Origin of the sequence: Pseudomonas sp. NPDC089569 (assembly GCF_050280625.1) — a bacterium.
In the GTDB taxonomy this organism is placed as follows: Bacteria; Pseudomonadota; Gammaproteobacteria; order Pseudomonadales; family Pseudomonadaceae; genus Aquipseudomonas.
Map to the genome: position 1 here is coordinate 50,626 of NZ_JBNNVQ010000004.1, position 14,102 is coordinate 64,727.

A 14,102-nucleotide genomic window follows, 5' to 3' on the forward strand; every position below is an offset into this window, starting at 1 on the left:
GCTAGCCGGCAACGACAAAGATGATGATCGGCCCGCAAACCGCGAGCAGCACGTTGGAAATCGCGTAGCACACGGTGAAACCGATGACCGGGGTATTGCTGCCCGATTGCTCGATGATCTTGTTCATCGAGGCCGCTTCCGTCTGGGCGCCAGCCAGGCCGCCGAACAGAATCATCGGGTGCAGCCGCAGCACATATCGGCCGACGTACAGTGCCACCAGCGGCGGCACGATGGTCACCACAGCGCCGGAAAACAACAGTGCCAGCCCCTGCTCCTTCATGGCCGTGAAGGCGGCCGGACCTGCCAGCAACCCCACCACCGCACCGAACGCCGTCAACCCGAATTCGGAAAACGCCCATTGTGCCGCCGGCGGCAAGGCACCGATTTCCGGGTGCCGCGAGTTGTACCAGCCGATCACCAATGCCGCGACCAGTACGCCCCCGCCGATACCCAGTTCCACCGGGATCATGCCGACATGGGTCGACAAAAGTCCGAGCAACGAGCCCAGCACCATCCCCAGGGCGTGTATGGCGATATCGCTTTTATAGTTGCTTTCTCGAATGCGCCCCAGTTGCCGGGCGATGGCTTCGACGCTGACGGTGCGCCCGGTGAGGGTAATGACGTCGCCGCGGCGCAATACGGTGTTGGGCAGCAAAGGCAAGTCGTAGCCCTGTCGAGTGATGGCGTTGACGAAGCAGCCCAGCCGATGCGCGCTTTCCAGTCGGGCCCTGATGTCATGCATCGTCTTTCCCGCAAACTTCGCGGACGTCAGCACGATATCCGCCTGGCGGGTCGGGAAGGACAGCGACTCGGGGTGGTCGATCTCCGGCCCGATCCAGTGGCTGAGCGTCCCCACCGCCTCGCGCAAGGCATACACACCGACCACGTCGCCCTCCATCAGGACAAGGCCTTCATCGCGGTCGATGATCCGGCCCGCGCGCACCACCCGTTCGATGCTCAGGGCGTCGTGCTGGCGTTCGAGATCGAGAATGCGCTGGCCATCGGCCTGTCCGTTGCTCGCCACCTGATGGGCGCGCACGACGATGCGCGTGTAGGGCACGGTGATCGCGTCTTCTTCCCTGGCAATCCCCAGCTCCAGTTCCAATTCTCGTGCCGTGGCCTTCAGATCGACACCCAGCAGCTTCGGCGCGACGCTGCCGACGAACACGATCAGGCCGATGGTGCCGAACAGGTAGGTGATGGCGTAGGCGATTGCCATGTGGCTGTTGAGTTGAGCCTTGGCCGCCGCATCGATTGCCAATTGATTGATGGCGCTGGTGGCCGTACCCATGATCGCCGTGTCGGTCAGTGCTCCTGCCCCGAGCCCGGCGGTGAAGCCGGCGTCGAAATGGAAAAGCGCGTTCATCGCCAGGATCGTCCCCAGCGCCGTCGCGCACAGCACCACCGACAGCACCACCAGCTTGAGCGTGCCGCGATTGAGACTGCCAAAGAACTCCGGCCCGCTTTTGAAACCGACCGCGTAGATGAACAGCACAAAGAACACCGACTTCAGCCCCGTGGGGACTTCCAGGCCTATCTGGCCGATCAGCAACCCCATCAACAAGGCCCCGGCCACCGACCCCAGATGAAAACTGCCGATATGCACCCGGCCGATGAACACGCCCAGCGCAATGGCCAGGAACACCGCGATTTCCGGGTCGTTGCGCAAGGCATGCAGCAAGAAATCGGACATGTCGCGGATTCCTTTATCGACAATCACGGTGGCTGGATCTGTGTACGGCAGCGTAGTTCAGCACGCTGGGGTTGTCAGTTCGCGGAAGGCGATCCAATTGACGGTTTACCCGGTATTGCCCGGGCTGATTTGTGTCCTCGCGGCAAGAGGGAAACATTCAGCAAAAATAGATAGCACGCTAATCACAAGCTCAACTATGATGAGCTAACTATCCCGCGACAGATCTCGCCATGACCGACACATTGACATTGGGTTTCGCCCTCCACGACAGCGCCAGGTTGATGCGCAAGCGCTTTGAGCAGCGAGCGCGACACCTGGGACTTACCCGTTCGCAGTGGCAAGTGCTGGCCATGTTGTCCAAGCACGAAGGGATTCACCAAAAAGGGCTCGCGGATTTGCTGGAGCTGGAGTCGATCACCCTGGTGCGCCTACTGGACAAAATGGCCGAGCGCGGGTTGATCGAACGCCGCCGCCATCCCACCGACCGGCGCCTGTCGCTGCTGTTCTTGACGACACAAGCCCACCCGCTGCTGGAGCTGATGCGCGAAATGGGTCAATCGACACGCCTGGAAGCCACCCAGGGATTCTCGGAAGAGGAAAGCCAGCTGCTGCTGCAAATGATGAAGCGCGTCAGGTCCAATCTGATCGAGGCCTGCAGCCTTCCCATCGAAGAAGAGGCCCATCATGACTGATCAAAACCTGAAGTCGCCCGCCGAGTCGTTCGCCAGGCCTGCGGTCTCGCGGATGGAAGCGCCCGCCTCGACCGAAGCCCCCAAAACAACACCGGACAGCCGCGACGGCGAACGAAACGGCACGCCACCTGCCCGCCCCGTACGCCAGCGCGCGCGAACCGCGCTGTTTGCGTTGCTCCCCGTCGGGCTAATGGTCGCCGGTTACCTGTACGTCACGGGTGGTCAGATCATTTCAACCGACAACGCCTACATCCAGGCCGATCGCGTGGGGGTGTCCACCGATGTCTCAGGTCTGGTGGCCTCTGTCGATGTCAAGGACAACCAGCAGGTCACCCGGGGCCAGGTGCTGTTCACCTTGAAGCACGCGCCGTTCGACATTGCCCTGGCCAGCGCCAGGGCGCAGTTGGGCAATGTGCGCAACCAGATCCTCAACCTCAAGGCCAATTACAACCAGGCATTGGCTGAAATCGATCAGGCACAAATCGACCTGCCGTACTACCAGACCAGTTTCCAGCGCCAGCAAACCCTGCTCAGCGTTTCTGCCGTGTCCAAAACCAACTACGACGAGGCCAAACACGCGCTCGACAGCACCCGGCAACGAATCGCCGTCGCCAGGGCCAAGGCACAGACGGTACTGGCACAGTTGGGCGGGCACATCGATACGCCCGTCGAACAACACCCTAGCTACCTGCAAGCGCAGGCGGCTGTCGACGAAGCCCAGCGCAACCTGAGCAACTCCGTGGTCAGGGCTCCGTTCGATGGCATTGTGACCAACGTCGACTCGCTGCAGGTCGGCGCCTACCTGCAACCGCCACAATCGGGTTTGAGCCTGGTGTCGGCCGATCACCTGTGGGTTGCAGCGTCTCCGAAGGAAACCGAACTGACCCATATGAAACCCGGCCAACCTGTCGAGATCCGGGTGGACAGCTACCCGGGGGTCGAATGGCACGGCACGGTTGAAAGCATCAGCCCGGCATCGGGCTCGAGCTTCTCGCTACTGCCTGCACAGAACACCACCGGCAACTGGGTCAAGGTGGTGCAGCGCATTCCCGTGCGCATCAGCATCGATGATTCCGACCAGAAACCGCCTCTACGCACCGGCATGAGCGTTGAGGCGCAGATCGATACCGGCAAGGCCCGTGGTCTTCCGGAGATGTTCTCGGGGGCGGTTGCCAGCCAGGCTGCCGGCCATGAATGAGCCGGCCGCCCACGAGCCGGTCTCCCACCGCGGGATGATCACCGCCTGCGTCGTGCTGGCGGTGATCATGCAAGCGCTGGACACGACCATCGCCAACGTCGCCCTGCCCTATATGCAGGGCAGCATCTCGGCCAGCTCCGATCAGATTAACTGGGTGCTGACTTCCTACATCGTCGCGGCGGCGATCATGACGCCGCCTTCAGCCTTTCTCGCCAGGCGTTTCGGTCGCAAGCGCGTGCTGCTGTGGGCGATTGTCGGTTTTGTCGTCTCGTCGATTCTTTGCGGGGTGGCGCAATCGCTCGAAGAAATCATCCTGTTCCGGCTGATGCAGGGCCTGGCGGGGGCGGCATTGGTGCCCTTGTCCCAGGGCATTTTGCTGGATATGTACAGCCTCAAGGAGCGTGGTTCGGCCATGGCGCTGTTCGGTGTCTCGGTCATGGTCGGCCCCGTGCTGGGTCCGATGCTCGGTGGCTGGCTGACCGAAAACTTCAGCTGGCGCTGGGTGTTTTTCATCAACGTGCCCATTGGCATGCTGGCCCTGGCCGGAATCCTTTCTTACGTGCGCGAAACCCCGGCCGACGCTTCGTCGCGCCTGGACTGGCTGGGGTTCGGCTCGCTGAGTGTGGCGATCCTGGCCCTGCAACTGTTCCTGGACCGTGGCGAACAGCTGGGCTGGTTTTCTTCCGGTGAAATCCTGATCGAAGCGGTGGTGGCCATCGCCGCCACCTACGTATTCCTGGTCCATACCTTCACCAGCGATGCGCCCTTCATCAGCCCGAATCTATTCAAGGACCGCAACTTTTCGGTCAGCGTGATCTTCATATTCATCGTCGGCATTACCTACCTGGCCTCGCTGGCCTTGATGACGCCTTACCTGCAGAACCTGATGGGCTATCCGGTGCTGACCGCCGGAATGGCGATGGGCCCACGCGGGTTGGGAACAATGCTGACCATGTTCCTGGCGGGCCGGCTGCTGGGCAAAATCGATACACGCCTGATACTGGCGACGGGCCTGGGATTGTCGGCGCTGTCGATGTGGCTGATGACCGGCTGGACACCCAGTGTGTCGATGCAGACGATTGTCTGGGTCGGTTTCATTCAAGGCACCAGCCTGGGGCTGCTGTTCGTGCCATTGACGACGGTGGCCTTCGCGACCTTGCCGGCCCACTTGCGTGCCGAAGGCACCGGGCTCTACAGCCTGTCGCGAAACGTCGGTTCCAGTGTCGGGATCTCCATCGTGACCGTGCTCCTTGCGCAGAATATCCAGGTCAACCACGCGCAAATCGGTGCCTGGGTCACGCCTTTCAACCGGGCTTTCGAAGCCTGGCCGATCAAGCATTACCTGGACCCGATGATCGCGTCCGGGCGCGGAACACTGGATTCGATGATCACCGTGCAAGCCAGTTGGATCGCGTACCTGGACGACTTCAAGCTGCTGATGCTGCTGTCGCTGGCGGTGATGCCGCTGTTGTTGATCATCAAGAGCCCGAAGCTGCAGGCACCTGACGAGTCGATGCCGGTGTTGGAGTAGCACGAGGAAAACGCAGCGGCCCTGCCCTAATCCTTGATGGGCAGCTCGACCTGCGCCACCAACCCTGAGCCTTGGCGATTGCTCAGGGTCAGTTCCCCGCCCTGATCGCGCACAATCGCTCGCGCCGACGACAGTCCCAGTCCTACCCCGCCGGTATCACGGCTGCGCGAGGTTTCCAGGCGGACGAAGGGGTCGAACACCCTTTGCAACGCCGCTTCAGGAATACCCGGTCCCTCGTCGCTGACTTCGATGCGCACCCATTGGCGGTCGTGACTGAGTGAAACCCGGGGGCGCAACCCATACTTGGCGGCATTTTCCAGCAGGTTGACGATTACCCGCTTGATACCCAGCGGCCGACCGTCATAGACAAGGTGCGCAGGGCCGCTGAAGTCGACCAAGATGTCCTGGTCACGAAAGTCATCGACGATGGTTTGCAGCAATTCCGACAGGTCGAACGCCGTGGTTTGCTCCACATGGGTGTCTTCGCGGAAAAAGGCCAGGGCGGAATCGATCATCGATTGCATCTCCTGGACATCGCGTATCAGCTTGTGCTGGTGATCCAGGTCCTCCATGAACTCGCAGCGCAAGCGCATCCGTGTCAGCGGCGCACGCAAGTCGTGGGAAATGGCCGCGAGCATATGCGTGCGCTCGCCGATGAAATGCTGGATCTGCGCCTGCATGGTGTTGAAGGCGATGATGGCCTGGCGAATCTCGAAGGGGCCTTCGATTTTGATCGGCGGTGCGCGCAGGTCGCCACCGAAACGCCTGGCGGCACTGGCGAAACGCTGCAACGGGTTGGCCAACTGGCGCGTGGCGATCCAGGCAACCAACAGCGTTGCGATCAACCCCAGGACAATGATCACCGCGATCCGCGTGGGTGCATCCAGACCCCAGCTGCGCTCGGGGGGCGTGAACGACAACCAGCTGCCATCGACGAGTCGTACGAGCGCTACATACCGGGCCTGGGGGCTTTCGCCTGGCCAGTCGCCGGGGTTGAACGCATCGATTTCTCTATCCTCCCCCAGCAATTGTTGCAACACCGGCATCTTCCCCGCCTCGACATGCGTGCCACCCGAGGGCAGCCCGAAGGACTCCCGATGGGGGCTCCACAAGACTTCCAGAATCGGGCTGCTCGCCGCGCTGGCCAGTTGCGGGCGCAAGGGAACGGGCGCGGCTTCGATCACCCGTGTGGTCGCGGCAATCTGCTCCAGCAGGCCGGTGCGCTCGATCGGCGGACGGGCCCAGATACCCGCCACCTGAACGAACAAGGCATTGAGGGCCAGCGAGGCGGCCATCGCCGCAATGATGGTCAGGGCAATCCGGCGCCGCAAGGTGTCATGGCGAAGGAGTCGACCAATCATGAACGGGCCACTTTGGCGGTGAACATATAGCCTCCATTGCGTACGGTGCGGATCAGGTCCGGGCGCTTGCTGTCCGGCTCTATCTTTCGCCGCAGTCGGCTGACCTGAACATCGATGCTGCGATCAAACGCGTCATGAGCCCGGCCGTGTGTCAGGTCGATCAGTTGCTCGCGGGTGAGAATGCGCTGGGGATGTTCGAGGAACACGACCAACAAGTCGAACTCGCCACCGGACAACGGAATCATCACGTTTTCGGGTGAGCGCAACTCGCGACTGGTGATATCCAGGCTCCAGCCGGCGAAGGCGATGAGCGGCCGTGACGGCTCTGTCCCGCTGGCCTTGACCTCACCGGCCCGACGCTGCACGGCGCGCAGGCGGGCCAGCAACTCCCGGGGCGCAAAGGGCTTGGTCACATAGTCGTCCGCCCCCAGTTCCAGGCCGACGATACGATCGCTCAGCTCGCCCATGGCCGTCAGCATGATGATCGGGATGCCCGTCTGGCTGCGCACTTTCTGGCACAGGCTCAGGCCACCTTCACCGGGCAGCATCAGGTCGAGGATGATGGTGTCGGGTCGATTCTGCGCTATCGCCGCCCACATGGCCTCGCCATGGGGGGCCACGTCCACCTCATAGGCATGCTGAACGAAGAACTTCTTCAGCAGGGACAGAATTTCCAAATCGTCGTCGACGATCAGCAGTCTGCTCACGGTCACAGGATCCTCGGGGCCGAAAAAGGTGCGACTCTAAAACCATTCCGCGGTCCGGGTCATATATTTCAATCGAGCAACATTTCTGCCAGGCAGACATCAACCGGACATCGTCGGGCAAAACCCTTCGGGCAACCTTCTCGCATTCCAATGCAGGGGGCTTCCATGAAGGATTTGAACAGCAAGTACACCGCCGAGAGAGACGACAGCCAGCGTCGCCTGGTCCTGAGCCAGCGCAGCACGTCACCGGGTGAGGATACGCCGATACTCTTCCAGCAGTTTTGCCTGGGGCTGACCAACGATCGCAGTCGGGTCGTCCTGCGCCGCTACTTCGAATGTTACAGCCCGACCTGTGCCCATTGGGTGGAATACGCCCATTCCATCGCCACCGCCGACCTCATCCACTGGATCATGAGCCATGGCCAGTTGCACATCGAGTGTTCGCAAAACACCCCGCTAACCTACACCCCCGCCTGAAAAGCGCGGGACATCGAGCCGTAAAAGGAATCGCATTGATGACACGCATTCGTTCGCTGTCGCTGTTGTTCGCAACCACCCTGAGCCTGTCGGCATGCAGCAGCAAAAAAGTCGAACCGGGGATGTACACGGGATTTCTGCAAGACTATAGCGTGCTGACAGAACACCAGGCGCCCTCGGGACAAACCATTCTGAGTTGGGTCAGCCCCCAATTGACCAGAGGGCGCTATACGCAAGTCTACCTGGCCCCCAGTCAGTTCTATCCCAAGGCCGAGCCGACCGAGCGCATTCCGCAAAGTACCCTCTCCAGCGTGACCGGTTACTACGATGCGGCGCTCAGGTCCGAACTGGGCAAGGTCGTGCACCTGGCGCCAAAGCCCGGCCCGGATACCCTGGTGGTCAGGCCGGCCATTACCCGGGTCGCCGCCAGTACCCAGGGCCTGCGGTTTTATGAATGGCTACCGATCACGTTGGTCGCTGCCGGCGTGAGCACCGCCACCGGCATCCGTGATCAGGACAGTGAAATCGCGACCGAAGTGTCATTCCAGGATGGTGAGACCGGGGCTGTGGTGGCCGAAGTCGTGCGCAAGGGCACGGGCGTACCGCTGGAGAACGACAAACAGGTCATGACCGCCGATAACCTCAAGCTCGTGCTCGATGGCTGGGCCAGCGACCTGGGTAAATCCTACGCGGCGATTCATCGATAGCTCGTCGCCCTGCTGCTGATCGATGTCGGCCATCGATGGCGGGTCATTTCCGGGTGGGCGCTTGCCGACGCTCACCCTCCTCCTCTTTGCCAGTATCGATACTCACCACCACCGACATCCCCGGCCGCAAGCGCTGAAGCTCGGCCTGGTCGGGGTCCACGGTGATGCGCACCGGAACGCGCTGGGCGATTTTCACGAAGTTTCCGGTGGCGTTGTCCGATTGCAACAGCGCAAATTCCGAACCGGTCGCCGGAGAAATACGCTGCACATGACCGTGCAACTGCAAGTGGTTGAGCGCATCGACGGTGAACGATACCGGCTGACCGACGCGGACATTATCCATCTGGGTTTCCTTCATGTTCGCAATCACCCACAGCGTATCCGGCACCAGCGCCATCAATTGCGCGCCCGAGTTGACGTACGCCCCCAGGCGAACGCCGATCTGCCCCAGTTGGCCGTCGCGCGGGGCCACGACACGGGTATTGTCCAGATCGATACGCGCCAGCTCCACCGCCGCCTGGGCACTGAGAACCGACGCCTCCAGCGAGGCCCGATTGACAATCACGGTCTGCAAGTCCTGCCTGGCGATTTCCAGTGCCGCATTGCTCTCGGCCAGCAGCGCGACGGCCTGGGCGTTGGCGGCACGGGTCACATCCAGGTCGCGGTGAGACACCGAGCCGTCACGGATCAGCTCTTCGTTGCGGCGCAGGTCCGCCTGGCTCTTGCGTGCCTGTGCGTCACTGTTGGCGATGGTCGCCTGCCTCTGGAGGATGGTCGCCTCGGCGCTCTTGCGTTGCTGCAGGTTGTTGGCCAGTGCGGCTTTTTGCTGTTCCAGTTGCGCCAGCGCCTGGTTCAGCCGTTGCTTGTAGATCCGGTCATCCAGGCGCACCAGCAAGTCCCCGGCCTTGACGAACTGGAAGTCCTGCACGGGCACTTCAAACACATAACCGCTCAATTGCGGGCCGATGATAGTGACCTGCCCTCGTACCACCGCATTCTCGGTGCTGACGATGGCGCTGCTGAATGGCGGCAACTGCCAGGCATAGAGCACCACCAATACACCGACGATGGCGACGCAAGCGAACATCACCGAAGACAGGATGCGTACCCGCAAGGATCGCGGCCCGGTGGCAGCATTGGCCGATGGCTCGACACCCTCGGGGGTGGACGCGATGGCATTGGTGGTCGTGGAAATGGGTTCGTTCATCGGTTCGTGGAGCCGTGGCCAGGGTCAGGGGTTCGGGCCGCATCCACGGACCGGTTGGCGTTCCACAGCCACAGGCTGCGGATGAAAATCCAGATCATGGTCAGTATCGCGATGCTGCCGATCAAAATGAAGACATCGTTATAAGCCAGTATGTTGGCCTCGCGCGTCGCCGCTGCGGCCAGCACCCGGGTCCCGACATTGGTGCGCAGCGACGGGTCGACAATGATCCCGCTATAAGCCGCGGCGCCGCTCTGTACCCGGCTGAGCACCAGCGGATTGAGCATCGTCAGTTGCTCGACGATGACGCTGGAATGAAATTTTTCCCGAACGATCTGAAAGGTGCCCAGCAGTGCCGCGCCAATCAGCCCCCCAAGGTTGTTGCAGATCCCGAACAGCACCGAAAAGCTCACCAGGTTACGCGGATTGGTGACCACGTTGCGGGTGCCCAGCGCCATGGTCGGCCCGAGAAAAAACGTCCCGCCGAAGGCCAGCAGGAATTGGCTCAGGTACATCTGTTCCGGGCGGGTCAGGTTGCTCGACCAGCAGTCCATGAACGAACCGGTGGCCATCAGGGCCAGGGAAACGATCAGGGGCATGAACAGATGCTGCGGATGGATCGTCAGGGCGCTGACGGCGAGCCCCGACATGGCCCCCAGCAGCATGACCCAATAGAGACTGCGCATCTGCTCGCTGCTCATGTTCAGCGCCTGCAGAAAACCCACCGCACCGGTGGACTGCTCGGACGTGACCATGCGTATCAGTGTCACCGCCACCGCCATGCGAATTGCCGCGCCGCTGCCCAGCCAGCGCGTCATCAGCAAGGGGTTGCTGCGGTTATGTTCGATGGCAAGCCCGGCGATGATCAGGACGATGGAGGCCGACAGGGCCATGCCGATCCACGGCGCTTCCAGCCACCAGTCGATGCGCCCCAGCGACAGCACCGCACACAGCAGTGCCACGCCCCCGGACAAAATCGTGAACGTGAGGAAATCGAGCGGTTCGAACGTCTTGAAGCGGTCGCCCGGTGGCAGCTTGAGCATCACCACGCAGCCCATTGCCGCCAGCGCCAGGCCCAGTTCGAACAGGTACAGGCCGCGCCACTCTGCAATTTGCAGCAGGTCTTCGGAAAAGATCCGCGCCAATGGCAGGGCCAGCTGTGACGCCCCCAACCCGAGCACCAGGGCTTTCATCCGCCATTTGGCCGGGAAGGCCTGGATCATGTAGTACAGCCCCAGCGAACTCAACGCCGCGCCCACCATCCCGTGGGCCGCCCGGACAGCAATCGCCGAGTTCAGGTCGTTGACGAACAGGTGGGCGAAGGTCACCAGGGCGTACAACAGCAGGAACACCTCCGTGAACGCCCGCAGCCCGAACTCCTGGCGGAACTTCACCAACAACAGGTTCATCGAGACATTGGTCATGACATAGGCGGCCGGCAACCAGGCCATTTCGGCGGTAGTGGCACCCAGCGCACCCTGCAGAAACTGCAGGTTTGCCGTGACCAGCGCATTGCCCAGCCCGCCGGTGATGGCCACCAGCAAGCCAACGGCCCCATAGGCCAAGCGTTTGGGATTGGAGTGCAAAGGTGTCGACGGCGAACCCGGCAGAGACGGCTTTTCGTGGGGTAGCCAATCGCGTAGCGCGTATCGATCCATCTGCTTGCCCGTCGTTTTTTTTTCCATCATACCTGCGCAACGGTTCGCACGCTCTCTGCTGAAGAGTGGCGCGGTATGCCGCCAAAAAGGCCTTTAGAGCCTACGATGTAACACCCTGAAATACTGGAAGCGCCTGACCGGAGTAAGCGGACATTCCTACATCAATCCCATCAGCCGCTTGTTAGCGCAATTACGCAATTGAAGTTGATAAACCCGACAGGGTTTGCGAATACCGTTCCGTGTTCACTTCCAACTCAAGGATTTTCCGCCAATTAAACACCACCGAGCAGCGCTTGTTTAAACACCGTCGGATTTACTTCGTGAAAGCTACAAGAGCTTGTGCCGTTGCCTACGGTTACGCCAGAATCCGCCGGCTTGTGCACATTGGCCCCCCGACTCTATCGTTTCCCTGCCACTGCCCATCAGTGGTCGGGTTTAGTCGCTCGCTGGTAATTGAAGTTGCACAAGCGGTCATCAGGCAGATATTTCCTATCTGCATTTGATGGTGGCTGTGCGTAGGGCACCTTCGGGTGCGCCGGCTTCTTCAATTCCCCGGTCCGACTAACCTGCGTACAGCCGCCACCCCCTTCGTTTAGTCGCGAATGGGTGTCGGCATCACTTAGGAATTGAAGATCATGTTCAAGGTCACTCCAAACCCGCCGGAATCCGATCCGGCATCGCCCTACGAAAGCCTCGATTCAAAAAAACTCCACGACGCCGCCGAGCGCGCCCTCGACCACCACTTCCCGCCCGCCGGAAAGAAACCCACGAAACGCAACGGCCAACTTTTCAGCGTCTGCCCGGATATCAACACCGAAGCACTGTTGGCTAACGCCTCGGAAGACTTGCTGTCCATCAGCGCCATTGCCGCCGACCTGGCCGACGATGTGGACGGTTCGCGCCGCTCCGTAGCCCTGGCGCTCAGTCGCATGGCCGACGGGGTGCATTTGATGGTGGAGCGCGCGCTGGATCATCTGGATGAGCCAGAGATGGCAGCGATTCTCGCCAAGAGATAACGCCCACTTTGCTTAACCATCAGTCGGTCCCCCCGTTGGAACGCTTATCCATCGGGGGTTCTCTTGGCTCAAATACCGAGACACATATAGGCAATGTCTGACTCAAAAAAAAACCGGGCCGGTCATGATGACCGACCCGGCGACCTGTGCCAGCGACACTCAAGCAATGAAAAACAAGTGCACGATCAACTGATTTCGCTTTCGCGGATCAGCTTCTTGTTGATCTTGCCGACGCTGGTCTTGGGGATTTCGGCGACGAACTTGAACTGTTTGGGAATCGCCCACTTGTTGATGCGGCCAGCGTCGACAAACTGCTGCAAGTGAGTTTCCAGCATCCGGCGGTCGAGGTAGAGGCCCGGTTCGGCCACCACCAGCGCCATGGGCCGTTCGCCCCATTGTTCATCGTTGATGCCCACGACCGCGACCGACAGGACGGCCGGGTGTTCGCTGAGCAGGCTTTCCAGTTCAAGGGAGCTGATCCACTCCCCGCCGGTCTTGATCACGTCCTTGATGCGATCCTTGATCTCCACGCCGCCCAGGGCGTCGATGGAGGCCATGTCGCCGGTGTGCAGCCAGCCGCCCTGCCACAGCTCGGCGCCCTTTTGCGGTTCTTTCAGGTAACCCTGGGTCAGCCAGGGTGCGCGGACCACGATTTCCCCCAGCGACTCACCGTCATGGGCAACGGCATTACCGCTGGCATCGACGATTTCCAGGTCGACCATCGGCACCGCGACGCCGGTCTTGATGCGCTGGCTCAGTTGCGCTTGCCGGGGTTGCTCAAGGTCGGCTTCGCGCATGTACGTCAGGCACAGCAACGGACAGGTTTCCGACATGCCGTAACCGCTGTGCACGTGGATGCCCCTGGCGCTCGCCTCGCTGGCGATGCCCAGCGTCAGCGCGCTGCCGCCCAGGAGCATTTTCCAGCCATCGAACCGGGTCTGCGTCGCTGCCTCGCACCCCAGGATCATTTGCAGGATGGTCGGCACGCAGTGGGAGAAGGTCACGCCTTCGTCGCGGTAGAGCCTGACCAGGCTGTTGGGCTCGTAGCGCCCTGGGTAAACCTGCTTGAGCCCCATCAGCGTCGCCACATACGGCACACCCCAGGCATGCACGTGAAACATCGGCGTGATGGGCATGTACACGTCATCGGAGCGCAGCAGCGGCTGGCCCTGATAGACGCCCAGCGTGCCGACGGCATTGAGGGTGTGCAGCACCAGTTGGCGGTGGGTGAAGTACACCCCTTTTGGCAGGCCGGTGGTGCCGGTGGTGTAGAACAGCGTGGCCACCGAGTTTTCGTCGAAGTCCGGGAATGAGTAGTGGTCCGCAGCACAGGACAGCAGGTTTTCGTATTCCCCCAGCATCGGCACCTGAGTGTGGGCCGGCACGCCGTCCGTCAACTGCACGAAGCCCTTGACGGTATCGAGCCGCCCGCGGATCTGCTCGATCAGCGGCAGGAAGTCGTCATGCACCAGCACCAGATCGTCTTCGGCGTGGTTCATGGTGTACAGCACCTGATCCGGCGACAGGCGAATGTTCACGGTATGCAGCACCGCACCGATCATCGGCACGGCGAAAAAGCATTCAAGGTAGCGATGACTGTCCCAGTCGAGCAGCGCGACCGTATCGCCAGCCTTGACGCCGGCGGCGGTCAAGGCGTTGGCGAGCCGCCGAATGCGCTGATTGAGGGTCCGGTAGTCGTAGCGAAGTTTGTCCGCATACACGATTTCCCGACCCGGTTCATAGCGCACCCCGGACAGCAGCAGTTGCTTGATCAGCAGTGGGTAGGCATAGGCGCCGTCGGCGGGCGGAATTATTTTTGTGGCCATCATGGTGGGTGTTCCTGGTCCTTGTGAATTGC

12 protein-coding genes are annotated in these 14,102 nt (G+C 61.4%); 6 read left to right on the forward strand and 6 right to left on the reverse strand.

Going from position 1 to position 14,102, the window contains the following annotated elements:
• Window position 1 precedes the first annotated feature (1 nt).
• Complete coding sequence (gene aspT / locus ACQKP2_RS03445) at window positions 2–1,693, reverse strand: aspartate-alanine antiporter (RefSeq protein ID WP_427574372.1); 1,692 nt, start codon at window positions 1,691–1,693, stop codon at window positions 2–4.
• A 230-nt stretch (window positions 1,694–1,923) separates the two neighbouring features.
• Between aspT and ACQKP2_RS03450 the strand changes: the two genes are divergently transcribed.
• The 3 genes from ACQKP2_RS03450 to ACQKP2_RS03460 are packed head-to-tail and all read left to right on the forward strand — an operon-like array spanning window position 1,924 to window position 5,114.
• Window positions 1,924–2,385 carry a MarR family winged helix-turn-helix transcriptional regulator gene (locus tag ACQKP2_RS03450; RefSeq protein WP_427574374.1) on the forward strand — a complete coding sequence of 154 codons (462 nt, stop codon included), beginning with the start codon at window positions 1,924–1,926 and terminating at the stop codon, window positions 2,383–2,385.
• Window positions 2,378–3,583, forward strand: a complete 1,206-nt coding sequence (locus ACQKP2_RS03455; RefSeq protein ID WP_427574375.1) for an HlyD family secretion protein — start codon at window positions 2,378–2,380, stop codon at window positions 3,581–3,583. The genes ACQKP2_RS03450 and ACQKP2_RS03455 overlap by 8 nt, the downstream gene beginning before the upstream one ends.
• Window positions 3,576–5,114 (forward strand): DHA2 family efflux MFS transporter permease subunit, encoded by a 1,539-nt coding sequence (locus ACQKP2_RS03460; protein ID WP_427574376.1) that lies wholly within the window; start codon window positions 3,576–3,578, stop codon window positions 5,112–5,114. The genes ACQKP2_RS03455 and ACQKP2_RS03460 overlap by 8 nt, the downstream gene beginning before the upstream one ends.
• Window positions 5,115–5,140: 26 nt before the next feature.
• On the opposite strand, the gene ACQKP2_RS03465 is transcribed toward ACQKP2_RS03460, so the two are convergent.
• Window positions 5,141–6,475 carry an ATP-binding protein gene (locus tag ACQKP2_RS03465; RefSeq protein WP_427574377.1) on the reverse strand — a complete coding sequence of 445 codons (1,335 nt, stop codon included), beginning with the start codon at window positions 6,473–6,475 and terminating at the stop codon, window positions 5,141–5,143.
• Window positions 6,472–7,182 (reverse strand): response regulator, encoded by a 711-nt coding sequence (locus ACQKP2_RS03470; protein ID WP_427574379.1) that lies wholly within the window; start codon window positions 7,180–7,182, stop codon window positions 6,472–6,474. The genes ACQKP2_RS03465 and ACQKP2_RS03470 overlap by 4 nt, the downstream gene beginning before the upstream one ends.
• A gap of 165 nt (window positions 7,183–7,347) precedes the next feature.
• Here ACQKP2_RS03470 and ACQKP2_RS03475 point away from each other — a divergent pair, with 165 nt between their 5' ends.
• On the forward strand, window positions 7,348–7,659 hold the full coding sequence (locus tag ACQKP2_RS03475; protein WP_427574380.1) for a hypothetical protein: 312 nt from the start codon (window positions 7,348–7,350) through the stop codon (window positions 7,657–7,659).
• Between the two features lie 38 nt (window positions 7,660–7,697).
• Window positions 7,698–8,366: a DUF3313 domain-containing protein gene (locus ACQKP2_RS03480; RefSeq protein WP_427574381.1), complete on the forward strand. Its 669-nt coding sequence runs from the start codon at window positions 7,698–7,700 to the stop codon at window positions 8,364–8,366.
• A gap of 43 nt (window positions 8,367–8,409) precedes the next feature.
• Here the strand turns inward: ACQKP2_RS03480 and ACQKP2_RS03485 are convergent, their stop codons facing one another.
• Window positions 8,410–9,573, reverse strand: a complete 1,164-nt coding sequence (locus tag ACQKP2_RS03485) for an HlyD family secretion protein (RefSeq protein ID WP_427574383.1) — start codon at window positions 9,571–9,573, stop codon at window positions 8,410–8,412.
• Window positions 9,570–11,228: an MFS transporter gene (locus tag ACQKP2_RS03490; RefSeq protein WP_427574523.1), complete on the reverse strand. Its 1,659-nt coding sequence runs from the start codon at window positions 11,226–11,228 to the stop codon at window positions 9,570–9,572. Before ACQKP2_RS03490 ends, ACQKP2_RS03485 begins: the two co-directional genes overlap by 4 nt.
• A gap of 635 nt (window positions 11,229–11,863) precedes the next feature.
• Between ACQKP2_RS03490 and ACQKP2_RS03495 the strand changes: the two genes are divergently transcribed.
• Window positions 11,864–12,244 (forward strand): DUF6124 family protein, encoded by a 381-nt coding sequence (locus ACQKP2_RS03495; RefSeq protein WP_427574385.1) that lies wholly within the window; start codon window positions 11,864–11,866, stop codon window positions 12,242–12,244.
• A 185-nt stretch (window positions 12,245–12,429) separates the two neighbouring features.
• On the opposite strand, the gene ACQKP2_RS03500 is transcribed toward ACQKP2_RS03495, so the two are convergent.
• Entirely contained in the window at window positions 12,430–14,073 is a 1,644-nt protein-coding gene (locus ACQKP2_RS03500; protein ID WP_427574386.1) for a fatty acid--CoA ligase, read from the reverse strand.
• Window positions 14,074–14,102: the final 29 nt, after the last annotated feature.